The 21,996-nt window shown below is 41.8% G+C and carries 23 protein-coding genes; 20 read left to right on the forward strand and 3 right to left on the reverse strand.

All coding sequences use genetic code 11. The features are described 5' to 3' along the window. Nucleotides 1–45: 45 nt before the first annotated feature. Nucleotides 46–435: a YidB family protein gene (locus PSF67_RS08775; protein ID WP_102139090.1), complete on the reverse strand. Its 390-nt coding sequence runs from the start codon at nucleotides 433–435 to the stop codon at nucleotides 46–48. A 382-nt stretch (nucleotides 436–817) separates the two neighbouring features. Between PSF67_RS08775 and ltnD the strand changes: the two genes are divergently transcribed. The 17 genes from ltnD to tatC all read left to right on the forward strand — a co-directional run bounded on the left by ltnD (nucleotide 818) and on the right by tatC (nucleotide 16,682). Then, nucleotides 818–1,726 carry an L-threonate dehydrogenase gene (ltnD, locus tag PSF67_RS08780; RefSeq protein ID WP_102139089.1) on the forward strand — a complete coding sequence of 303 codons (909 nt, stop codon included), beginning with the start codon at nucleotides 818–820 and terminating at the stop codon, nucleotides 1,724–1,726. Then, a complete protein-coding gene (gene otnK, locus PSF67_RS08785; protein WP_272676784.1) occupies nucleotides 1,723–3,000 on the forward strand; it encodes a 3-oxo-tetronate kinase in 1,278 nt (425 codons plus the stop codon). Before ltnD ends, otnK begins: the two co-directional genes overlap by 4 nt. Further along, nucleotides 2,993–3,634 carry a 3-oxo-tetronate 4-phosphate decarboxylase gene (gene otnC, locus PSF67_RS08790; RefSeq protein ID WP_004260842.1) on the forward strand — a complete coding sequence of 214 codons (642 nt, stop codon included), beginning with the start codon at nucleotides 2,993–2,995 and terminating at the stop codon, nucleotides 3,632–3,634. The genes otnK and otnC overlap by 8 nt, the downstream gene beginning before the upstream one ends. 10 nt (nucleotides 3,635–3,644) lie before the next feature. Next, nucleotides 3,645–4,424, forward strand: coding sequence for a 2-oxo-tetronate isomerase (gene otnI / locus PSF67_RS08795; RefSeq protein WP_102139087.1), 780 nt, complete (start codon nucleotides 3,645–3,647; stop codon nucleotides 4,422–4,424). A 12-nt stretch (nucleotides 4,425–4,436) separates the two neighbouring features. Beyond that, nucleotides 4,437–5,204: a DeoR/GlpR family DNA-binding transcription regulator gene (locus PSF67_RS08800; protein WP_004260836.1), complete on the forward strand. Its 768-nt coding sequence runs from the start codon at nucleotides 4,437–4,439 to the stop codon at nucleotides 5,202–5,204. 63 nt (nucleotides 5,205–5,267) lie between these two features. After that, on the forward strand, nucleotides 5,268–6,227 hold the full coding sequence (gene denD / locus PSF67_RS08805; protein ID WP_102139086.1) for a D-erythronate dehydrogenase: 960 nt from the start codon (nucleotides 5,268–5,270) through the stop codon (nucleotides 6,225–6,227). Nucleotides 6,228–6,237: 10 nt separating this feature from the next. Next, complete coding sequence (locus PSF67_RS08810; protein ID WP_094961394.1) at nucleotides 6,238–7,614, forward strand: GntP family permease; 1,377 nt, start codon at nucleotides 6,238–6,240, stop codon at nucleotides 7,612–7,614. Between the two features lie 289 nt (nucleotides 7,615–7,903). Next, complete coding sequence (udp, locus tag PSF67_RS08815; protein ID WP_042848832.1) at nucleotides 7,904–8,662, forward strand: uridine phosphorylase; 759 nt, start codon at nucleotides 7,904–7,906, stop codon at nucleotides 8,660–8,662. 274 nt (nucleotides 8,663–8,936) lie between these two features. After that, complete coding sequence (locus PSF67_RS08820) at nucleotides 8,937–9,719, forward strand: tyrosine-protein phosphatase (protein ID WP_096865127.1); 783 nt, start codon at nucleotides 8,937–8,939, stop codon at nucleotides 9,717–9,719. A 149-nt stretch (nucleotides 9,720–9,868) separates the two neighbouring features. Next, entirely contained in the window at nucleotides 9,869–10,399 is a 531-nt protein-coding gene (locus tag PSF67_RS08825; protein WP_102139085.1) for a DedA family protein, read from the forward strand. A gap of 107 nt (nucleotides 10,400–10,506) precedes the next feature. After that, nucleotides 10,507–11,862 (forward strand): DNA recombination protein RmuC, encoded by a 1,356-nt coding sequence (gene rmuC, locus PSF67_RS08830; RefSeq protein WP_210848964.1) that lies wholly within the window; start codon nucleotides 10,507–10,509, stop codon nucleotides 11,860–11,862. 75 nt (nucleotides 11,863–11,937) lie between these two features. Continuing rightward, nucleotides 11,938–12,693, forward strand: coding sequence for a bifunctional demethylmenaquinone methyltransferase/2-methoxy-6-polyprenyl-1,4-benzoquinol methylase UbiE (ubiE, locus tag PSF67_RS08835; RefSeq protein WP_102139083.1), 756 nt, complete (start codon nucleotides 11,938–11,940; stop codon nucleotides 12,691–12,693). Nucleotide 12,694: 1 nt separating this feature from the next. Further along, nucleotides 12,695–13,348, forward strand: a complete 654-nt coding sequence (locus PSF67_RS08840; RefSeq protein ID WP_272676785.1) for a ubiquinone biosynthesis accessory factor UbiJ — start codon at nucleotides 12,695–12,697, stop codon at nucleotides 13,346–13,348. After that, nucleotides 13,335–14,969, forward strand: a complete 1,635-nt coding sequence (gene ubiB, locus PSF67_RS08845) for a ubiquinone biosynthesis regulatory protein kinase UbiB (RefSeq protein ID WP_102139081.1) — start codon at nucleotides 13,335–13,337, stop codon at nucleotides 14,967–14,969. Before PSF67_RS08840 ends, ubiB begins: the two co-directional genes overlap by 14 nt. Nucleotides 14,970–15,083: 114 nt before the next feature. Then, complete coding sequence (gene tatA, locus PSF67_RS08850; protein WP_102139080.1) at nucleotides 15,084–15,365, forward strand: twin-arginine translocase TatA/TatE family subunit; 282 nt, start codon at nucleotides 15,084–15,086, stop codon at nucleotides 15,363–15,365. Nucleotides 15,366–15,368: 3 nt separating this feature from the next. Further along, nucleotides 15,369–15,911, forward strand: coding sequence for a Sec-independent protein translocase protein TatB (tatB, locus tag PSF67_RS08855; protein WP_102139079.1), 543 nt, complete (start codon nucleotides 15,369–15,371; stop codon nucleotides 15,909–15,911). A 3-nt stretch (nucleotides 15,912–15,914) separates the two neighbouring features. Beyond that, the gene (gene tatC / locus PSF67_RS08860) at nucleotides 15,915–16,682 is read left to right on the forward strand and encodes a Sec-independent protein translocase subunit TatC (protein WP_004260806.1); all 768 of its coding nucleotides are present in this window, start codon (nucleotides 15,915–15,917) and stop codon (nucleotides 16,680–16,682) included. A gap of 95 nt (nucleotides 16,683–16,777) precedes the next feature. On the opposite strand, the gene rfaH is transcribed toward tatC, so the two are convergent. Continuing rightward, nucleotides 16,778–17,272, reverse strand: coding sequence for a transcription/translation regulatory transformer protein RfaH (gene rfaH / locus PSF67_RS08865; RefSeq protein WP_102139078.1), 495 nt, complete (start codon nucleotides 17,270–17,272; stop codon nucleotides 16,778–16,780). 165 nt (nucleotides 17,273–17,437) lie between these two features. On the opposite strand from rfaH, the gene pepE reads away from it, so the two are divergent. The 3 genes from pepE to fre all read left to right on the forward strand — a co-directional run bounded on the left by pepE (nucleotide 17,438) and on the right by fre (nucleotide 20,603). Then, a complete protein-coding gene (gene pepE, locus PSF67_RS08870) occupies nucleotides 17,438–18,163 on the forward strand; it encodes a dipeptidase PepE (RefSeq protein ID WP_272676786.1) in 726 nt (241 codons plus the stop codon). 252 nt (nucleotides 18,164–18,415) lie between these two features. Then, on the forward strand, nucleotides 18,416–19,891 hold the full coding sequence (ubiD, locus tag PSF67_RS08875) for a 4-hydroxy-3-polyprenylbenzoate decarboxylase (RefSeq protein ID WP_272676787.1): 1,476 nt from the start codon (nucleotides 18,416–18,418) through the stop codon (nucleotides 19,889–19,891). A 10-nt stretch (nucleotides 19,892–19,901) separates the two neighbouring features. Further along, nucleotides 19,902–20,603 (forward strand): NAD(P)H-flavin reductase, encoded by a 702-nt coding sequence (gene fre / locus PSF67_RS08880; RefSeq protein WP_166267361.1) that lies wholly within the window; start codon nucleotides 19,902–19,904, stop codon nucleotides 20,601–20,603. 224 nt (nucleotides 20,604–20,827) lie between these two features. Here the strand turns inward: fre and fadA are convergent, their stop codons facing one another. Beyond that, nucleotides 20,828–21,994, reverse strand: coding sequence for an acetyl-CoA C-acyltransferase FadA (gene fadA / locus PSF67_RS08885; RefSeq protein WP_272676788.1), 1,167 nt, complete (start codon nucleotides 21,992–21,994; stop codon nucleotides 20,828–20,830). Nucleotides 21,995–21,996: the final 2 nt, after the last annotated feature.

A 21,996-nucleotide genomic window follows, 5' to 3' on the forward strand; every position in this document is an offset into this window, starting at 1 on the left:
GCTAGTGTGTCAAAAAGGCAGGGGAAACCTGCCTTTTTGAAAATATTAACCAAATAATTTAGATTTCAGTAAGTTCATACCGATAGAAGCAAGATCGAGGCTTTCAGGAACTTCGCCATTTGGTGTGGCACTATCAACTAATTGAGGAAGATATTTAGCAATCATTTCTGAGGTTGCTTGAGGCTCTAAGCCAACCTGTTGAGCTAACTCTTGGATATTGGCATTTCCAAAGACTTGCATTAATTGGCTAGCATCGATAGGTAAATTATTACCTTCACTGATCCACGATGCAATAACACCACCTAAGCCTTGTTCGTTAAATTTTTCGATAACACCTTGAAGGCCACCTTGCTCCTCAACCCAGTTTATTACTGATTGAAATTGTTGCATTTTGTCGCCTGCAACCATACCCATCATTTGCTCAAATAACCCCATGTTATCTCCTAGGCAATCAGCCAATTCATGCTCTCATCCATAGTATGGAGCATTATTCAAAAAATTGTAGTCGGCTATTTTCAGCAATTTGAGTTTTAGGTCAATAGAAATGATGCATTGAATATAGTGCAGTAGAAAAATAACGGTTTTTCATTTGTGAATTAAATGTGAGTAAACGCAATGGGCATCACATTTTTTATCACATTATCTTGTGAAGGGGGTGTTGAGGGTTTTGTTCATTTAATTTGTTTTGATTCAATTGGTTACGTTTTATTTGTTGGTTTTTTATATTATCTCAAATGTGATGTTAGTCATGTGTTTGTGAATTTTATTGTGTGAAAATTCACAACAGTCACGAAGATTAACAACATCAGGGGTCATTATGGGAAATTTCGTTAATAAAGTTGGCGTGATTGGCCTAGGTTCTATGGGGATGGGGATCGCACAATCTCTTATAAAAAATAACATTCCTACCTATGGATTTGATTTAAACCAAGGTGCTTGCGAAAGCCTACTTCGTGGTGGAGCTGTTGCAGTGGGACAAAATGCAGCGGAATTCGCCCATGAGATTGACGCTTTATTGTTAGTGGTCGTCAATGGTCGTCAAGTTGAAGCGATTTTATTTTCGGGTGAACAGCCTCTTGTTGAGCAATTACGCCCCGGTACAGTTATTGTACTGCATAGCACACTCTCCGCTGAGCAAACAAAAAATATCGCTCAGCGCCTTGCCTCATATCAATTACCGCTTGTAGATGCGCCTATTTCAGGCGGTTCAATTAAAGCCGCTGAAGGGAAGTTGACCATAATGGCTTCAGGTGAGCCTGCTTTATTTGAGCGGCTTTCACCCGTATTTGACGCTATTTCTGAGCGCTTATATCGTGTAGGGGATGACGTTGGCTTAGGCTCAACCGTCAAAACGATTCACCAGTTATTAGCTGGGGTGCATATTGCTGTTGCTGCAGAAAGTATGGCTTTAGCCGCCAAAGCGGGTATTAACCTTGATGTGATGTATGACATTGTTACCCATGCAGCTGGAAATTCATGGATGTTTGAAAACCGCATGCAACATGTTCTAGATGGTGATTACACCCCAAAATCGTCAGTCGATATTTTTGTCAAAGATTTAGGGCTAGTGATGGAAACAGGGAAAGCATTAAATTTCCCGCTCCCACTAGCTTCAACCGCCCATCAAATGTTTATTTCAGCGAGCAATGAAGGTTTTGGTTTGCAGGATGACAGCGCGGTGATCAAAACATTTAAAGGTATTACTTTACCGGAGAAAAAAGCATGACAGTGAAGTTAGGCGTAATAGCGGATGATTTTACCGGTGCGACTGATATCGCAGGCTTTATGGTGCAAAACGGTTGGAAGGTCGTCCAGTTATTGAATGAACCCGATGAAAACACACCGGTACCACAAGATGTTGATGCCATAGTCATTAGTTTAAAAAGCCGCTCTTGTCCTGTCGATGAAGCTGTCAGTGCATCGACCAATGCGTGCAATTGGCTGAAACAAAAAGCGAATTGTCAGCAAATTTTCTTTAAATATTGCTCGACGTTTGACTCAACTGAAAAAGGCAATATTGGTCCCGTTACAGATGCATTGATGGCGCAACTGGGAACAGGCTTAGCATTAGTTTGCCCTGCGTTACCGATTAACGGCAGAACAGTTATTCATGGTCATTTGTTTGTGAATGGCCAGCTACTTAATGAAAGTGGCATGCAGCATCACCCTGTAACCCCAATGACCGACGCAAATTTATTGCGTGTGATGGAAAAGCAATCAAAAGGCAAAGCAGGTTTAGTCAGACTTGATGATATTCAAAAAGGCAGTGACGTTGTTAGCCAAAAACTTGCCGAATTAGCTCAACAAGGCGTGAGTTACGCGGTCGTTGATGGCTTGACGATGGATGATTTGCTTCCTATCGCACAAGCGGTTAAAGCGATGCCATTGTTAACTGGGGGTTCCGGCCTCGGTGCTGCACTGGCCAATGTGGATAGCCAATGTTCATGGGGCGGCACAACGCAACGAGGTGAAAAACCAACAGGTAAAAACAGGAAAATAGTTGTTTTATCAGGCAGTTGCTCGGTAATGACTAACAAACAAGTGCTGGCTTATCAGCAAGTTGCCCCTGCAAAAATGTTGGATGTGGGGGAGTGTTTAAATAACCCTGAGTATGCCAAAACATTGGCAGATTGGGTGCAAGCACAGCAACTAACTGGTTTAGCACCAATGCTTTATGCCACTCAATCACCTGAATTATTGAAACAGACACAAGAAAAATATGGCGCAGCGGAATCAAGTTCCGCGGTCGAGAAGGTATTTGGTGAAGTTGTCGTGCTGTTGAAAGCGCAAGGGTATGACACCTTTATTATTGCTGGCGGCGAAACCTCTGGAAAAGTGGTTCAAAGCCTTGGGACAGAACAATTAAGTATTGGTTCACCAATCGCCCCTGGTGTGCCATGGGTACAGGACTTAGCAAGCGGTAACTGGTTGGCGCTGAAATCAGGTAATTTCGGCCAAGAAAATTTCTTCCAGTTTGCACAGGAGATGTTTAATGAGTGATGAAAAGGCGCTGCGCCAAGAGTTAGTCGATTGGGCTAAATCAATGTTTAACCGCGGCTACAGTAGCGGTGGCGCAGGAAATATTAGTGCTCGGTTACCTGATGGTTCGATTATCGTGACACCGACAAACTCCAGTTTTGGTGATTTAGACCCTAACAAACTGAGTAAGCTCGATGCACAAGGCAATTGGATTGGGGGAGATAAACCGACAAAAGAAGTTTCTATGCATATGGCGATGTATCTGCAACGCCCTGATTGCCAAGCGGTTGTTCATCTTCACTCACCTTGGTTAACGGCGTTGTCTTGCTTGCCGGGGTTAGATACAAAAAATTGTTTGCCTCCAATCACACCATATTATGTGATGCGAGTGGGGAAACTGCCATTGATTGAATACTTGCCACCGGGGGATGACCGAATTGGTGAGGAAATTGCAAAATTAGCACCGACACATAATGCGGTATTGCTATCGAATCATGGCCCGGTCGTGGGTGGTAAAACATTAAGACAAGCTTTCTTCAATGCAGAAGAGTTAGAAGATACCGCTCGCTTATATATCACATTACGCCCACATGGCTTTACAACATTAACGCAAGAGCAAGTTGAACAGCTCGAAAGTCGTTATCCACAAAAGTAGAGAGGCGAAAATGGCTAAATTTGCTGCAAATCTAAGCATGATGTTTACCGAAGTGCCTTTTATACAGCGCTTTGAGCGAGCTGCAAATGCAGGGTTCAAAGGTGTTGAATATCTTTTTCCTTATGAAGAAGATGCCGATGTCATTGCTGGTGAGCTGAGTAAACACCATTTAACTCAGGCTCTGTTTAATATGCCAGCAGGAAATTGGGCACAAGGTGAGCGCGGAATGGCGTCGATCCCCGGTCGTGAGAACGAATTTGCCGAAGGCGTACAGACCGCATTGAAATATGCGAAAGCGTTAGGTTGTAAACAAGTTCATGCGATGGCAGGAAAAGTGAATGATAACTATACACTTGAACAGCAAACTGCGTGTTATATCAAAAACATTCAATATGCGGCCGATGTGATGGCTGAGCACGGTATTCGTGTGCTTATCGAACCCATCAATACCCGTGATATGCCCGGATACTTTTTGACCACGCAAAAACAAGCTGAAGCATTACTGCCTGAAATTAATCGTGAAAATGTCTTTATCCAGTTGGATTTATATCACTGCCAAATTATGGAAGGTGATTTATTGAAAACAATTGAGCGTTTATGGGGTAAATTTAGTCACATTCAGATAGCGTCAGTCCCTTATCGTCATGAACCGGATAGCGGTGAAGTCAATTACCCATGGATTTTTAAGCAATTAGATGAAATGGGTTATGAAGGCTGGTTAGGATGTGAATATCATCCAGCAGGCCGTACCGAAGATGGATTAGGCTGGCTTAAACAAGCAAATTCATAATTAGGAGAACCTATGCTCCCTTCTGAGCGTCGTGATTTTATTTACCGTTACGTGCATGAACATCAAACCGTATCGATCAGTGACTTGGTTGAGCTAATGAATGTCTCTCATATGACAGTGCGACGTGATATTCGGATGTTAGAAGAAGAAGGGAAGGTGCTCAGTATCAGTGGTGGCGTTAAGTTAAATGATGTATTGCGCCAAGAGCTACCTTGGAGTGAAAAGGCACGGTTGCATCATCGCCATAAGCGTGAAATTGGCCAGTTTGCCAGCTCATTAGTTGAAGATGGGCAAGTGGTCTATCTCGATGCGGGAACAACCACCTTTGAGATAGCACGCGTACTTGGCGAGCGTTTTAATTTAACGATTGTCACCAATGATTTTTCCATTATGCAGTACTTAATGAATAAATCGCAGCTAAACCTATACCACACCGGGGGATTAGTGGATAAACGTAACCATTCTAGTGTCGGAAATACGGCTGCGATGATGCTGAAAACGCTCAATGTTGATATTGCTTTTATCAGCACCAGTTCATGGGATTTGCAGCATGGGGTTTCTACTCCACATGAGGAAAAAGTTCAGATAAAACAAACGCTATTGGATGTTGCTCGCCGTTGTGTGCTGGTTTCAGACAGTAGTAAGTTCGGCAAATATGGCATGTTTCGTGTTTGCCCATTGAATCAATTGCACGACATCATTTGTGATGACCAATTGCCAACTGATGTGGTGCAGCGGATAACAGAACAAAACATAAAACTTCATTTAATCAAGACATAAAACATAAATAATCTTACCTAAAACTGCATAGCCAGTTAAAAGGCTATAGCAAGGAGAATTACAATGAAAGTTATTATTACTGGTGGCGCAGGCTTTCTGGGCCAGCAGCTAGCCGCTGCTTTGCTTAAAAATCGCCAGGGTTTAAAATTTGACCACCTTGTTTTAGCCGATATTCAATGCCCTACATCACCGGTTGAAGATGCCAGAGTCAGTTGTGTTGCGTTAGATTTAACGCAAGCAGGGGCAGCTGATAAACTGATTGATGCACAAACCGATGTGGTTTTCCACCTTGCAGCTATCGTAAGTAGCCACGCTGAAAGTGATTTTGACTTGGGAATGAAGGTTAACTTTGAAGCCACTCGCCAATTATTGGAAGTCGCTCGTGCCAAGAACCCTGCAATCAAATTTATGTTCACCAGCTCCCTCGCTGTGTTTGGTGGTGAGCTACCTGATGTCATCACAGACTTGTGTGTCGTTAACCCACAGTCGTCCTATGGCGCTCAAAAAGCCATGTGTGAATTGATGGTCAATGACTATTCACGTAAAGGCTTTGTTGATGGCCGTGTGATGCGTTTGCCAACCATTAGTATTCGTCCGGGTGTGCCAAATAAAGCGGCCTCTTCATTCGCAAGTGGCATTATTCGTGAGCCATTAAATGGGATTGAAAGTGTTTGTCCTGTCTCCCCTGACCTCGCGCTATGGTTATCTAGCCCTGAAACTGTGATTAACAACTTTATTCATGCAGTGAGTATCCCTGCTGAGAAATTCGGTAAATCACGCACTGTGAACCTGCCAGGTATCACCGTTACCGTCCAAGGTATGATTGATGCGTTACGTGATGTTGCAGGCCAAGAAGCGGTAGATCTGATTCGCTTTGAACCTGACGAAGCCATTAACCGTATTGTGGCGAGCTGGCCGGGCAAATTTGATATCAGCCGTGCATTGGATCTCGGTTTCCGTGCCGATGGCTCGTTTGGTGATGCGATCCGTTCGTTTATCACCAACCACGGTTCGTCTAAGTAGGAGATAGCCTATGTCCTATATTCCTATTATTGGCCTCGCAGTGGCCATATTTGTCCTGATCTTTTTAGTATTACGAACGCGTGTTCATGCGTTATTAGCAATGCTAATTGCTGCGGCAATCGCGGGTATATCCGGTGGTTTGACCGCGGCAGAGACGGTGACAGTCATCACAAAAGGCTTTGGGTCAACACTCGGTAGCATCGGTATTGTTATTGGACTCGGGGTAATGATGGGAAGGGTGCTGGAAGTTTCAGGTGCTGCTGAACAGATAGCTTATAGCTTTATCAAATGGCTAGGTAAAAAACGCGAAGAATGGGCGTTAGCAATTACCGGTTATATTGTCAGTATTCCTATCTTCGTTGACTCTGCTTTTGTGATTTTATATCCATTGGCAAAAGCATTAGCCAAAAATGGTAAACGTAGCATACTGACTCTAGGCGTTGCACTCGCTGGTGGGTTGGTGGTGACACACCATACTGTTCCACCGACTCCGGGGCCTTTAGGCGTTGCAGGGATTTTTGGTGTCGATGTTGGCGCGATGATCCTCGCGGGTATGAGCCTCGCTATTCCTTGTGTTATCGGTATTGTTTTGTATGCAAAATGGTTAGGGACTAAGTACCCTGAATTTATGCCAGATGAAACGGGCAGCGAAGACCTGAAAGAAGTTCACGCTCGTTATATGGAAGAAAAAGCGAATAAACCATTACCCAGCCTATTCTTATCGCTTTTACCAATTATCACACCTATTTTGTTGATTTTCATAAATGCAATCAATGGGTTAATTCTAAAAACAGAATCTTTCCAAGGCATGGAAAGCAATTGGTACTTCCAAACGTTTGAATTTTTAGGCGCACCAATTATCGCATTATCAATTAGTGTGTTGATCTCTGTTTACACATTAATGCCAAAAGCAACAAAAGAAGAAGTCATCGACCGTATGGAAGAGGGCTTACAAGCAGCCGGTATTATTCTGCTTGTTACGGGGGCTGGTGGTGCATTAGGGGCGGTACTGCGTGATAGTGGCACAGGAAACATTCTTGCTGAACATGTAGCAAATCTGCCAATTACACCTGTATTGATTCCTTTTATTATTGCGACCTTGGTTCGTTTGATTCAAGGCTCGGGTACAGTAGCAATGATTACCGCAGCATCTATTTCTGCTCCAATCATTAGCCAAATACCTGATATTAACTTATTGGTCGCGGCGCAAGCGGCAACCATGGGGTCTCTGTTCTTCGGTTACTTCAACGATAGCCTGTATTGGGTGGTGAACAGAATGATGGGAATTAAGGACGTTAAACAACAAATCATTGTTTGGTCTATTCCGACCACCATTGCGTGGGCGATAGGTCTAGTTGGTGTCCTCGTTCTTGATGTAATTCTCTAGTATAGCGTTACTATTTTTAGTTCTGCCAAATAATCAAAGCGCCCAGTAATCAGGGGCGCTTTTGTCGTTATGTCAAACTTTCATCTATACTGATGGCAATGGGTGTTAAAGAGAAATAAAATCAATGAATATATGTGATGTAAATCACTAAATAATGAAATCAAACTTTTATTGTTTTCATTAAAGGTGATGTTCATCACTAAAAATTTATCGTTTTCTCGTTATATTACAAATAACGATTAATCAGTATCGACTGATTTAATGATGCCATTGTGTAAAGGAGTTTGAAATGTCCGACGTTTTCCACTTAGGTTTAAAGAAAAGTGACTTACAGGGTGCGACCGTAGCGATTGTTCCTGGGGATCCTAACCGTGTTGAAAAAATTGCACGTCTGATGGATAACCCTGTACACCTTGCGTCATTACGTGAATATACCTCTTGGCGTGGTGAACTTGACGGAAAAGCCGTCATTGTTTGCTCAACGGGTATTGGTGGTCCATCAACATCGATTGCCGTAGAAGAACTGGCACAACTTGGTATCCGTACTTTCTTACGTATTGGTACAACAGGTGCAATTCAAGAAGATATTAATGTCGGTGATGTGTTAGTCACAACGGGGGCTGTACGTTTAGATGGCGCTAGCCAACACTTTGCACCATTAGAATACCCTGCTGTTGCTGATTTTAACTGTACCAATGCGCTTTATGCCGCAGCGAAAGATGCGGGCGCAACCGTTCATGTCGGTGTCACCGCGTCATCAGATACCTTCTACCCCGGTCAAGAGCGTTATGATACCTATACTGGCCGTGTAATGCGTCATTTCAGAGGTTCGATGAAAGAGTGGCAAGACATGGGCGTAATGAACTATGAAATGGAATCAGCCACATTGCTGACTATGTGTTCTAGCAGTAAAGGGTTACGTGCTGGTATGGTTGCGGGGGTTATCGTAAATCGTACCCAACAAGAAATTCCAAATGAAGCGTTACTGAAGAAAACGGAAGGTAACGTATTAAGTATTGTGGTTGAAGCTGCACGCCGCTTACTGTAGTCCGTGATTTACTGGCTCGCTTACTTGGCTTTCACTCGGTTGTGGACAAAAAGTAAGCGGGCTTAGTCCTCTTATATATCCCTTATTTCTCTTTGTTTCCTTTATAAATATTACAATTGTTAATTAATTTACAGGAAATATTCTGATCCTCTTATTCGCTAGATCTGTTATTGTCATAAAAACAATTATCAATGTTATGTGCCCTTAAATTATTCAGGTTACATTTGTTTTGTTGTTAACTGGAATAAAAGCTGTAGGGCGAAAAGGAATTATTATGTCAACAACACCTTATCTTCATCCTTCTGTTTTGCCTTTAAAAGGCGGTATTAACTTCCGCGATCTCGGTGGTAAAAAACTTGCTAATGGTGGAAAAATCAAGCCTGGAGTCCTGTTCCGTTCCGGTGCGTTAGACCGATTAACACAGGAAGACGAAGCGGTTTTACGTTCACAAAATCTTTTCCAAATCATTGATTATCGTGATGAAGCTGAAATCTTAGATAAGCCTGATGTTATTTGGCAAGGAGCGCATTATGTTCATGCTCCAGCAAATCCGTTAGCTAAAGAAGTCACCGCGAATTTAGATAAACTCACACCAGAAATATTGGAACAGTTTGATCCACAAGCCTTCATGTTTCGTTTATATGAATTATTACCGCTGAACAACCCTGCTTATCACCAATTGGTCAATTTACTCAAGCAGCCAGAAAAAGGCGGGATCGTGCAACACTGTGCGGTAGGAAAAGACCGTACTGGGGTCGGGTCTGCACTCGTATTATTTGCGTTAGGGGCAGATTTAGACACAGTAATGGAAGATTACTTACTGACTAATGAAACACTTGCGCCATACCGCAAGCATTTACTCGAAGAGCATGCAAAAACGATGGACGAAAGCATTGTGAAAAAATTTGAGTATGTCTATTCAGTACGTGAAGACTTCTTGAGAACGGCCCTAAACAGCATTGAAAGCCATTATGGTAATGTTGACCAATGGCTAGAAAAAGATTTTGGCTTAGGAAGGCAACAACGAGAAGCACTGCAAAGTCAGTTTTTGGACTAAGTTTCACTAACTGTAAGATGAGTTGTGGATGATCCATTTTTCTGTATCCACAACTCGGTTTTTCCAAAGGTGTTTTTGCTTTGTTTAACTTTGATTTACCACTTTTTCGCTACAGTATTCTGATTATCCCCTTATGAAAGGAACTGACCGTGACACTCCATGAAATTGTCACCATTGTGACGGACTTTACACGCGAACATGAAGTATGGGCGCTTCCTATTATTTTCTTTTTGGCGTTTGGGGAATCTCTGGCATTTTTATCACTTTTGTTACCCGCCACGGTGATTTTACTCGCACTTGGTGCTTTGATTGGCGAAAGTAATATTGCTTTCTGGCCAATATGGTTAGCGGCCGCACTCGGTGCTTTCTTTGGGGACTGGCTCTCTTATTGGATTGGTTATCATTACAAAGAAAATGTACGTCATATGTGGCCGATTTCTCGTAACCCGCAAATGATTGATAAAGGGCAGCGTTTCTTTGACCGCTGGGGTATCTGGGGCATTTTCTTTGGGCGCTTCTTTGGGCCGTTACGAGCCATTGTTCCCTTGGTTGCTGGGATTTGCGCAATGCCACAACGGCATTTCCAACTCGCCAATATCGCTTCTGCGATGATTTGGGCATTTGGTATTTTAGCGCCAGGGGCACTGGGCCTAAAGTGGTTCGCAAGTTGGATAGGCTAAGCTTGCGAAGCGCTTCGCAAAATTTTCTTTGATAGCTAAATTACCTCTGGACACTTATACAGTATCCCATTACCTTACACTAGACTTTGTAAAGTAAGGATTTAACCGTGGATACCTCTCTTTTATATGCTGTTATTGGGGCGTTGAGTGGCATTTTAGTTGGTGGTTTAGCCACTTGGTTCTCTATTGCCCAAAAAATTGCGCAAAAAGATCAGGAACTGCAGCAACTCAACCGTCAACTTGCAGCAAGTGACGAAAAAAATATTCACCTTGCGCAATGGAAAGAAGAATATGACAGGCTAGATCAAGAACTGCGTACTCAAAGGGACATCAACCGAGAACAAGAAGCAGAACTTCGCGAGGTCATCACCCGTTTTGAGCAAAACCAGCTAGCAAACGAAGAAAAACAGCGAATTTTACAAAATAGTGAACAACGGCTGACAGCACAATTCGAAAACTTAGCAAATCGTATTTTTGAACAAAATGAGCGCCGTGCATCAGAGCAACAACAGAAAAGCCTATTGGCGATGTTGTCACCTTTTCGTGAGCAATTAGAGGGGTTTCGTCAGCAAGTTCAGCAAAGTTTTGGTGAAGAAGCCAAAGAGCGCCACACTTTAGCCTATGAAATTCGGCAATTACAGCAGCTCAATAATCAAATGACCAAAGAAGCGGTTAACCTGACACGAGCTTTGAAAGGGGATAACAAAATTCAAGGGAACTGGGGCGAAACCATTCTTACCAGAATTCTCGAAGTCTCAGGTTTACGTGAAGGAAGTGAATTTGAAACTCAAGTTAGCATCAATACAAGTTATAATAGCCGTTATCAACCGGATGTGATTATCCATCTTCCTGAAGGTAAAGATGTGGTTGTTGATGCCAAAATGTCGCTAGTTTCTTATGAACATTACTTCAATAGCGAAGACCCACATGAACAGCAACAAGCATTGAAAAACCATGTGGCTTCTATCCGCAATCATATGCGTATGTTGAGTCGTAAAGATTACCACCAGTTACCGGGAATTCGCTCATTGGATTACGTTTTAATGTTTATCCCTATTGAGCCTGCTTATTTACTTGCTTTGAAAGAGGCTCCCGAGTTACTTGATGAAGGAATTAAACAGAATATTATGTTAGTTTGTCCTTCAACATTGTTAGTCGCAGTAAGAACGATTAATAATATATGGCGGTATGAACGCCAAGGGCAAAATGCTCAAGAGATAGCAAACAGAGCAGCGAAAATGTATGACAAGCTGCGTTTGTTTGTTGATGATATGCAAGTTTTAGGCGCCAGTCTTGATAAAGCGAATAATACTTACCTATCGGCAATGAAGCGCCTTGCTCAAGGACGTGGAAATTTAATTAGCCAAGCGGAAAGTTTTAAAGAGCTCGGAGTCGAAATTAAGCAACCTATAGCGCCTCAATTAGTTGAGCGGTCTGATACGCCTAATTGTGCGGAATCTTAGACTTCTGATAGGGTTTTGGCTCAAAGACTGTTACACTTCCTACAAAAGTTTGAATGATAAGCAGGCATAAGAGAAATGACTGAACCAACTAAAGAAACCATTGATTTCGGTTTCCGTACTGTCGGCAAAGAAGATAAAGCTGGCCTAGTAGCGAATGTTTTTCACTCAGTAGCATCAAAATATGACTTAATGAATGATTTAATGTCATTTGGTATCCATCGTATTTGGAAGCGTTTTACCATTGAAGCGAGCGGAGTACGTCGTAATCAGCGAGTACTTGACCTTGCAGGTGGAACAGGTGACTTAACTGCTAAATTTTCACGTTTAGTAGGTGAAAAAGGCGAAGTCATACTCGCAGACATTAATGACTCAATGCTAAAAATGGGGCGTGAGAAATTACGTGACCTTGGTATTGTCGGTAATGTTAATTATGTGCAAGCCAATGCGGAAGAGCTGCCATTCCCTGATAACTATTTTGACTGCATTACTATCTCTTTTGGCCTGCGTAATGTCACCGACAAAGACAAAGCGCTACGCTCTATGTTCCGAGTGCTAAAACCAGGTGGGCGTTTATTGGTATTAGAGTTCTCAAAACCAATTATTGAACCTTTGAATAAAGCTTATGACGCCTATTCATTCCATATACTCCCTCGTATTGGTCAGGCGATCGTTAATGATCCCGATAGCTATCGTTATTTAGCTGAGTCAATCCGCATGCATCCAAACCAAGAAACATTAAAAGGTATGATGGAAAATGCAGGTTTTGAACAAGTGTCGTACACCAATATGACAGGTGGAATTGTCGCATTGCACAAAGGGTTTAAATTCTAAGATGGAAGCACCATCAACACATACCGAAAATCAAAATACAGTTTTGTATTCTTTGATAACAGCATTGATGGAAACCTCTCTTAACCACATGTTGTTTAAAGAAAAAGTTCTACAGCCTGCTAGAATGCGTTTGGCTGGTAAAGTTATGGCGATTGAACTTAAAGAACTGAATAAAACGTTAACACTTGTTTTTGCTGAAAACCATGTTGATGTGTTAAGCCAGTGGGTTGAGCCTGCGGACTGTACCATTAAAATATCCATCTTTACGCTTGTTAAATTGAAAGACAAACAGCAATTAGCTCAACTTATCAATCGCGGTGATATCGTGATTGAAGGGGATATGCAAATTGTGCAGCACTGGTCTTCTTTGCTTGATTTAGCAATTTGGAATCCTGCTCACTATTTATCACCTTATATTGGTGATGTTGCAGCCGAGGGTCTTAGTAAGCTACTGAATAAAGGCGCGTGCCTTGCATCTCATTTAGTAAAACGGCAAAAAACGTATATCAAAGACGCAATAGTTGAAGAATGGAAAATGGCTCCTAGCCAACTTGAGCTAGCTCATTTTAGTGATGGAGTTGAGCAAATAGAAAATTCATTGAGTGCGCTTGAACAACGGTTAAGCCAGTTGGAGGAGAAGAATGACACCCGGTGAAATAAAACGACTTTACTTCATTATTCGGGTTTTTCTCTCTTACGGATTAGATGAGTTAATCCCCAAAATTAAACTAACGTTACCATTAAGAATTGGTCGCTTAGGTTTCTTTTGGATCAGAAATAAGCATAAAGACAAAGCATTGGGTGAAAGGCTTCGTCTCGCCCTACAAGAACTTGGGCCCGTTTGGATCAAATTTGGCCAAATGCTATCGACTCGTCGAGATCTTTTCCCTCCAGCAATCGCAGATCAACTTTCGTTATTGCAAGACAAAGTCGCGAGTTTTGATGGCAAACTGGCACGAAGCTATATTGAAGAGTCTCTCGAAGGGCCACTAGAACAGTGGTTTGATGATTTTGATGAGCAAGCTTTAGCGTCTGCGTCCATCGCTCAGGTTCATACCGCAACATTAAAAGAAAATGGCAAAGATGTTGTCATCAAGGTGATCCGCCCTGATATTTTGCCAATTATTAAAGCTGACATTAAATTAATGTACCGCATTGCAAATTGGGTTCCTTTGTTGCCAGATGGGCGGCGATTAAGGCCAAAAGAAGTCGTGCGTGAATACGAAAAAACATTGATTGATGAGCTGAATTTACTCCGTGAATCAGCAAATGCCATTCAGCTTCGTCGTAATTTTGAAAACAGCGCCATGCTGTATGTGCCAGAGGTCTATCCAGATTATTGTCGTGAAAACGTGATGGTCATGGAACGTATCTACGGGATCCCAGTTTCTGATATTGCTGCGCTTAAAGCGCAGGGAACCAATATGAAACTGCTGGCAGAACGTGGTGTTAAAGTCTTCTTCACACAGGTTTTCCGTGACAGTTTTTTCCATGCAGATATGCATCCAGGCAATATCTTTGTTAGTTACGATCATCCAGAAGATCCTCAATACATAGGGATAGACTGTGGAATAGTCGGTTCATTAAACAAAGAAGATAAACGCTATTTGGCAGAAAACTTCATTGCTTTTTTTAATCGTGATTACCGCAAAGTTGCAGAATTGCACGTTGACTCGGGCTGGGTTCCTTCAGACACAAATGTGGAAGACTTTGAGTTTGCTATTCGTACTGTATGTGAACCTATTTTTGAAAAACCATTGGCTGAAATTTCATTTGGGCAAGTATTATTAAATTTATTTAATACAGCACGCCGTTTCAACATGGAAGTTCAGCCACAGTTAGTCTTATTACAAAAAACACTGCTGTATGTAGAAGGGCTAGGACGGCAGCTCTACCCTCAGCTTGACCTATGGAAAACAGCCAAACCATTCCTTGAGGACTGGGTTCATAGCCAAGTAGGGATACCTGCAATCACTCAAGCATTAAAAGAAAAGGCGCCTTATTGGGCAGAAAAAATGCCTGAGATTCCTGATTTGATATATGGTGCTTTGAGGCAGCATAAATACTTACAGTCGAATATTGACCAATTAACACAGCAATTGAAAAATCAGCGTAATAAACAGCGTAAGTCGCAATTCCTCCTAGGGATCGGGGCGACATTTGTCTTATGCGGTAGCTTATTTTTTATTTCTGACTTAAAGCAGCTAGCCGTGGTATTTATGGCCGCAGGCGCCTTGTCTTGGCTGTTTGGTTGGTGTAAAACAGACGAAAATTAAGTAAACTTTGTTTTGCGACAAGTTTATAAGGCTGTGAACATTTCCGTATTTTGTGTTGGTTGTATATAATAGATCTCATAACATTGATCCCAAAACTATATAGAGGTATTAACAATGGAATCAACTTTTGCAATGGCTGCTTTCGGTAGTCCTTGGCAACTCATTATCATTGCTTTACTTATTATTTTGATTTTCGGCACCAAGAAATTACGTTCTTTAGGTTCTGATTTAGGTGAATCACTCAAAGGCTTTAAAAAAGCGATGAGCGATGATGAAAAAGCAAAAGCAGAACAAGAAAAGCAAGATGCTGACTTCGCACCTAAAAATATTACGGAACAACAGGCTGCTGAGAAGAAAGAAAGCCCAGTTGAGAGCAAAAATAAAGAGCAGGGTTAAACCGTGTTTGACATAGGTTTTAGTGAACTGTTGCTTATTGCAGTTATTGGTCTCGTTGTATTAGGCCCTGAGCGATTACCAGTGGCAGTGAGAACTGTCGCTGGGTGGATCCGTGCGATGCGTTCTATGGCTGCAAATGTACAAAATGAGTTAACGCAAGAGTTAAAATTGCAGGAACTACAGGACACGCTGAAAAAGGTTGAAGAAAAGGCTAATTTAGAAGCACTTTCTCCTGAACTTAAGCAGTCCATGGAAGAATTGCGTACAGCTGCACAATCGCTTAAAAGCGGCTACCAAGAGACAACCAATGATATTGAAACAGAGTTAAACAAAGCAAAAGAGATCACTGACAGTTACGATAGTGCTGTAAAGGAAGCGAAAGATAATACTCAGCAACCTGAGGAGTCTGATCCAAACCCTGAACATGCAGCGAAAATGGCTGCCGTTGTTGAGGATGAAAAACCGGAAGATTCAACAGCTGTAAAAACAGTAGGATCACTCGAAGCTAACGTAAAAAACTCTAATCAAACTGAAAGTGAAAAATAACACATGGCTGTAAATGATACACAACCACTTATTAGCCACCTCATTGAACTTCGCAAACGGCTGCTAAACTGTTTAATTACAGTTTTAATTGTTTTTGCTGCCCTTGCTTATTTTTCAAATGATATCTATCGGCTGGTAGCAGCCCCTTTGATTGATAAGCTGCCAGTAGGTTCGCAAATGAGTGCGACGGATGTGGCGTCAACATTCTTTACCCCAATTAAATTGACAATGATGGTATCGGTTTTTGTATCGATCCCAGTTATTCTCTATCAAATTTGGGCTTTTATTGCGCCCGCCTTATACAAGCATGAACGCAAACTCATGTTGCCTTTGCTTGTTTCAAGTAGCTTCTTGTTTTATTTGGGAATGGCATTTGCCTACTTCGTTGTTTTTCCGCTCGCATTTGGTTTCTTTGTTAAAACGACCCCGGATAGCGTCAACTTTATTCCTGATATCAGTAAATACCTTAGCTTTGTCATGACATTATTCATGGCTTTCGGTGCAGCATTTGAAGTACCTATTGCAATTATTTTACTGTGTTGGACTGGTGTGACTACACCGGAATCACTGAAACGTAAACGTCCTTATATTTTAGTCGGGGCATTTATTGTTGGGATGTTTTTAACACCGCCAGATGTACTCTCTCAAACTTTACTTGCTGTTCCAATGTATTTGCTTTTTGAACTCGGTGTCTTGCTATCCAATTTCTATGTTGGCAAAGGCAGAAATCGACAAGAAGGGGCAGAGGAAGAAGAAAAAGAAGAGTCCTGATTTGCATCAAATAGCTGTTATTTGTAATGTACAATGACAAAAAAAGCCCTCTAAAGAGGGCTTTTTATTGCTTGAAACATTATTGCTTGAAACATTCAATCTGTATTTTTTTTAAACTGTGTGTTATCAACTACTTTTGGTACGCTTTTATTTAAAATATTCAGTAAAAGAATAGAACGATATTCACCATTAGGCTCATCAAAAATAGCTTGTACACCCGCAAAAATACCTTCCGTAATTGTAACCTGATCACCATGCTTTGGCATATCTGGTGCAACGGTATAACTAATGGGAGTTTGTTGTAGAAGCTCAATAATTTTTTCGGGGACTTCCACTGGCAATTGGCCAAAACGAATAAAATGGCTGACCCCTCTTGTTGATTGGACTGTTGTTGTATGGATTTCATTGTGATCAAATTTCACAAATAAGTAATTTGGGAACAGCGCTTCTTGCACAGTCGTTCTTTTCCCTCTAACCACTTTTTCCATTTCAGTCATGGGCGTCATACAAATAACATTCTGTCGGTTTAAATGCTCCATAGCACGCTCAATTTGCCCTCGTTTGCAGTAAAGCAAATACCATTTTTCCATTTTTTTGAATTCCATCTGACAAAACTATGTTTATGATAACAAATTACGACATAACAATGTGACTAATGAATAATGGCACCATATTATTGATACTCTTAGGTCTATATTAATCCAATATATTCTTATGATAACTGTAGTGCAAAAACTAAATCAGTAGGAGACATAATGGATATCTTTTTGTTGAGTAATGGTAAGCTACCAGGCAACCCTGTATGGCTTAGCTACGCCTTACCTCGAATCAAAGAAATGATTGCTCGTAAGAACATAAAGTCAGCAGTTTTGGTTCCTTATGCGGTTCTTCGAGGTTCACATGATGAGAGAGCTGAACAACTTTCGGAAGCGTTGGGAATAAAAGTTACGACAATTGAGCACTTTTCTAGCCCTGTAGAAGCGATTGAGCAGGCTGAATGTATTCTTGTCAGTGGTGGTAATACTTGGTGGCTGAATAAATGCCTACATGAGAATGGGTTGATCGTTGCTATTCAACGTGCGGTTCGTGAGCGTGGTGTACCATATATCGGCTGGAGTGCGGGATGTAATGTAGCGACGCCAAGTATTCGTACTACGAATGATATGCCTGTTAGTAACGCCGTAATTATGCCATCTCTGGGGATATTTCCATTACAAATTAATCCTCACTATATTGATGCTCACATCTCTGGTCATATGGGAGAAACTCGTGATGAGCGATTACAAGAGTTTTGTGTGATTAACCCGCACGAAGTTGTTGTTGCGCTCAGGGAGGGAAGTGGGTTACAAATTAAAGGTAATGAACTTCATTATTTCAGCGGAAAAGATGAAGGTTTTAAACTATTTCAGCATAATAAAACATTCTCAGAACAATTTAATACATTACTATTAGAAAAATTAGTCCCTTTTGATTGCCAGTAAAATGGTATACTAAGCCAGAAAAAGATTGATTTTAAAGTGTTTTATACTCCAAATAATTCGAGCTACAGGTAGGTGATAAAGGAAGATTGGCGGGGCACATAGATAAACTATGTGACTCGGCTAGCTGAGAGTAGTCACTTATACTTCAACGAAAAGCGCTGTAACTTGAAGGATTAAGGAGATAGGCTGTAACTTGTAACCTTGGCCGGACGTCTTATAATGAGACTCCCTCTGTAACAGTAAAAGAAGATAATGAAATACCGTGACCTTAGAGATTTCATCTCGCAACTTGAAAAACAAGGCGAGTTAAAACGTATTACAATGGAAGTCGATCCCTACTTGGAAATGACCGAAATTGCAGATCGCACACTAAGAGCAGGGGGACCGGCCCTATTATTTGAAAATCCCAAAGGCTACAACATGCCTGTCTTGTGTAACCTGTTTGGCACAACTAAACGTGTTGCGATGGGAATGGGGCAAGAGGACATAAAAGCTTTACATGATGTAGGCAAATTACTCGCTTTTCTGAAAGAGCCCGATCCTCCGAAAGGCTTTCGTGACCTTTTCGATAAACTACCAAAATTCAAGCAAGTGCTGAACATGCCTGCAAAACGGCTAAGTTCTGCGCCTTGTCAGGAACAAATTTGGGCCGGTGAAGACGTTGATCTGACAAAAATCCCAGTTATGCATTGTTGGCCAGAAGATGCTGCACCTTTAATTACGTGGGGGTTGACAGTCACTAAGGGCCCACATAAAGAAAGGCAAAATTTAGGTATTTATCGCCAGCAAGTTCTTGGAAAAAATAAAGTCATTATGCGTTGGCTATCTCATCGCGGTGGCGCTTTGGATTTTCAAGAGTGGTGCCAAGCTCATCCAGGCGAAAAATTTCCTGTTGCAGTCGCTCTTGGCGCAGATCCCGCAACCATTTTAGGTGCGGTAACACCAGTCCCTGACACATTATCTGAATATGCTTTTGCGGGGTTATTGCGTGGCAATAAAACCGAGGTTGTTAAATGCATATCGAATGACCTTGAAGTTCCCGCTGGCGCTGAAATTATTTTAGAAGGGTATATTGAGTCGGGCGAAATGGCCCCTGAAGGCCCTTATGGTGACCATACAGGATATTATAATGAAATCGATAATTTCCCTGTATTTACCGTGACTCATGTGACTCAGCGTCGTGATGCAATTTATCACTCAACCTATACAGGAAGGCCACCCGATGAGCCTGCAGTATTAGGGGAGGCGTTAAATGAGGTACTTGTCCCTATTCTTCAAAAGCAATTCCCTGAAATTGTTGATTTTTATCTTCCTCCAGAAGGGTGCTCGTATCGTCTTGCCGTTGTAACAATGAAAAAACAATATGCAGGACATGCCAAAAGGGTCATGATGGGGGTCTGGTCATACCTGCGCCAATTCATGTACACTAAATTTGTTATTGTTTGTGATGATGATATTAATGCACGGGACTGGAAAGATGTTATCTGGGCAATTACAACTCGGATGGACCCAGCCCGTGACACAGTGATGATGGAAAACACACCAATAGATTATCTCGACTTCGCTTCTCCTGTCTCAGGGTTAGGTTCAAAAATGGGACTTGATGCTACCAATAAATGGCCTGGTGAGACAGATCGTGAGTGGGGGCGTCCTATCGTAATGACAGAGAGCGTTAAATCTCGCATTGATGATATTTGGGAACAATTAAATATTTTTGATAAAAAATAAGAGGGAAACCATGGCAACTTTAAGCTGTAAAGTAACATCTGTTGAATCTATCACGGATACGGTTTATCGGGTGATTTTGTTGCCAGATGGTCCTTTTCATTTTAAAGCAGGCCAATATTTAATGGTCGTGATGGATGAGCGTGACAAACGACCATTTTCAATGGCTTCAACTCCAAATAATAAAGAAACTATCGAATTACATATTGGTGCTTCTGAGATTAATTTATACGCAATGGCTGTAATGGATCGAATTCTGGATCAGAAACGTATAAATATTGACATTCCTCACGGTAAAGCTTGGTTTCGGGAAAATAGCAGTAACGCAATGATTTTAATTGCAGGTGGAACAGGTTTTTCCTATACCCACTCAGTATTGCTTGCGGCGTTAGCTGAAAACCCAAATCGTGACATAACTTTCTATTGGGGCGGTCGTCAATTGGAGCACTTATACGATCTTGGTGAATTGCAGGCCCTCAGTGAAAACTATCCTAATTTAAAGATCACCCCTGTTGTTGAGCAACCAGATGAACTATGGCGTGGTAGAACAGGAACAGTCCTGAGCGCAGTATTAGAAGATTTTGGCGATTTGTCCAGTCATGATATCTATATTGCAGGTCGTTTTGAAATGGCGAAAATAGCGAGAGAACGGTTTTGTAATGAGCGCGGAGCTAAATCGGAGCAGTTATTCGGTGATGCTTACGAATTCATTTAACCCGTCATATTTCAAATTGTAGGGGGGTGGCTTCACTCATTCGCTCTAGTTACATACTTTTGTATGCTCCTAGGGTCTCATTTGCTTGCCGCCTACCGATAACCCGAACTATGAGGGTTAAGTTTGTTGTGGTTATTTGGGCAAAAAAAGGCAAAAAAAACCCGCCCCTGACTAGGCGGGAACATCGACAAAATACAATGTTTGCGAAAACTAAAACTAAATTGTTAAACTCGTTCAATAATTGTGGCTATACCTTGGCCGAACCCGATGCACATGGTGGCTAAACCAAATTGTTTATCGTTTTGTTCTAAATGATTAAGCAAAGCTGTTGAAATTCTTGCTCCTGAACAACCCAAAGGATGGCCAAGTGCAATAGCCCCTCCGCTGAGATTTACTTTATCATCTAATTGGTTTTCTGATAGCTTCAAGCCTTTTAGACAGGCAATAGATTGCGCCGCAAAAGCTTCGTTTAATTCAATAATATCAATATCATTTAAAGTTAGTCCTGCGCGTTTCAAAGCGAGTTCACTTGCTGGCACAGGCCCAAATCCCATGATTGATGGGTCACAGCCAACAACGGCCATTGCGCGTATTTTGGCTCGTGGCTTAATTCCTTGCTGCATGGCATAACTTTCGCTAGTCAGTAACATCGCAGAAGCACCATCAGACAGAGCAGATGAATTACCTGCGGTTACCGTTCCACTAACAGGGTCAAAAGCGGGGCGAAGAGCGGCTAAACCTTGGAGATTTGCATCAAAACGAATCACTTCATCATAATTGACTGAAATGAGGTTACCTGTGGCATCATGGCCACTAATTGGGACGATTTCGTTATTGAACTTCTCTTTTTCCGTCGCTAAGGCAGCAAGTTGGTGAGACCGTAACGCAAACGCATCTTGCTCTTCTCGGCTAATCTTATACATTTTGGCAAGCATTTCAGCGGTTAGACCCATAGCGCCTGCGGCTTTAGCAACGTGTAAAGTCAGCTTAGGGTTGAAATCTATACCATGAGTCATTGGTACGTGGCCCATATGCTCCACCCCACCAATGAGTACAGATTTTGCATCACCCGTCATAATTAACCGACTCGCATCATGTATTGCTTGCATTGATGAACCACAAAGGCGATTTACTGTAACTGCTGGAACTGTATGAGGAATATCCGTGAGCAATGCTGCATTTTTAGCAACATTAAACCCTTGTTCCAGTGTTTGCTGAACACAACCCCAGATAATGTCATCCAATTCTTTTTTACTTGCGTTTGGATTACGTTCAAAAATTGCATTCATGAGGTGTGCAGAAAGGTCTTCAGCTCTAACATGGCGAAATACCCCACCTTTTGAACGGCCCATTGGTGTACGTATTCCATCAATAATGACGACATTTTCCATAA

It is taken from the genome of Providencia sp. PROV076 (assembly GCF_028483405.1).
Taxonomy (GTDB): domain Bacteria; phylum Pseudomonadota; class Gammaproteobacteria; order Enterobacterales; family Enterobacteriaceae; genus Providencia; species Providencia huaxiensis.

Excerpts from the sequence above, each read along its gene's own strand:
- PSF67_RS08775 (WP_102139090.1), bottom strand. The coding sequence starts at position 435 with ATGGGGTTATTTGAGCAAATGATGGGTATGGTTGCAGGCGACAAAATG.
- ltnD (WP_102139089.1), top strand. The coding sequence starts at position 818 with ATGGGAAATTTCGTTAATAAAGTTGGCGTGATTGGCCTAGGTTCTATG.
- otnK (WP_272676784.1), top strand. The coding sequence starts at position 1,723 with ATGACAGTGAAGTTAGGCGTAATAGCGGATGATTTTACCGGTGCGACT.
- otnC (WP_004260842.1), top strand. The coding sequence starts at position 2,993 with ATGAGTGATGAAAAGGCGCTGCGCCAAGAGTTAGTCGATTGGGCTAAA.
- otnI (WP_102139087.1), top strand. The coding sequence starts at position 3,645 with ATGGCTAAATTTGCTGCAAATCTAAGCATGATGTTTACCGAAGTGCCT.
- PSF67_RS08800 (WP_004260836.1), top strand. The coding sequence starts at position 4,437 with ATGCTCCCTTCTGAGCGTCGTGATTTTATTTACCGTTACGTGCATGAA.
- denD (WP_102139086.1), top strand. The coding sequence starts at position 5,268 with ATGAAAGTTATTATTACTGGTGGCGCAGGCTTTCTGGGCCAGCAGCTA.
- PSF67_RS08810 (WP_094961394.1), top strand. The coding sequence starts at position 6,238 with ATGTCCTATATTCCTATTATTGGCCTCGCAGTGGCCATATTTGTCCTG.
- udp (WP_042848832.1), top strand. The coding sequence starts at position 7,904 with ATGTCCGACGTTTTCCACTTAGGTTTAAAGAAAAGTGACTTACAGGGT.
- PSF67_RS08820 (WP_096865127.1), top strand. The coding sequence starts at position 8,937 with ATGTCAACAACACCTTATCTTCATCCTTCTGTTTTGCCTTTAAAAGGC.
- ubiE (WP_102139083.1), top strand. The coding sequence starts at position 11,938 with ATGACTGAACCAACTAAAGAAACCATTGATTTCGGTTTCCGTACTGTC.
- PSF67_RS08840 (WP_272676785.1), top strand. The coding sequence starts at position 12,695 with ATGGAAGCACCATCAACACATACCGAAAATCAAAATACAGTTTTGTAT.
- ubiB (WP_102139081.1), top strand. The coding sequence starts at position 13,335 with ATGACACCCGGTGAAATAAAACGACTTTACTTCATTATTCGGGTTTTT.
- tatA (WP_102139080.1), top strand. The coding sequence starts at position 15,084 with ATGGAATCAACTTTTGCAATGGCTGCTTTCGGTAGTCCTTGGCAACTC.
- tatC (WP_004260806.1), top strand. The coding sequence starts at position 15,915 with ATGGCTGTAAATGATACACAACCACTTATTAGCCACCTCATTGAACTT.
- rfaH (WP_102139078.1), bottom strand. The coding sequence starts at position 17,272 with ATGGAAAAATGGTATTTGCTTTACTGCAAACGAGGGCAAATTGAGCGT.
- pepE (WP_272676786.1), top strand. The coding sequence starts at position 17,438 with ATGGATATCTTTTTGTTGAGTAATGGTAAGCTACCAGGCAACCCTGTA.
- ubiD (WP_272676787.1), top strand. The coding sequence starts at position 18,416 with ATGAAATACCGTGACCTTAGAGATTTCATCTCGCAACTTGAAAAACAA.
- fre (WP_166267361.1), top strand. The coding sequence starts at position 19,902 with ATGGCAACTTTAAGCTGTAAAGTAACATCTGTTGAATCTATCACGGAT.
- fadA (WP_272676788.1), bottom strand. The coding sequence starts at position 21,994 with ATGGAAAATGTCGTCATTATTGATGGAATACGTACACCAATGGGCCGT.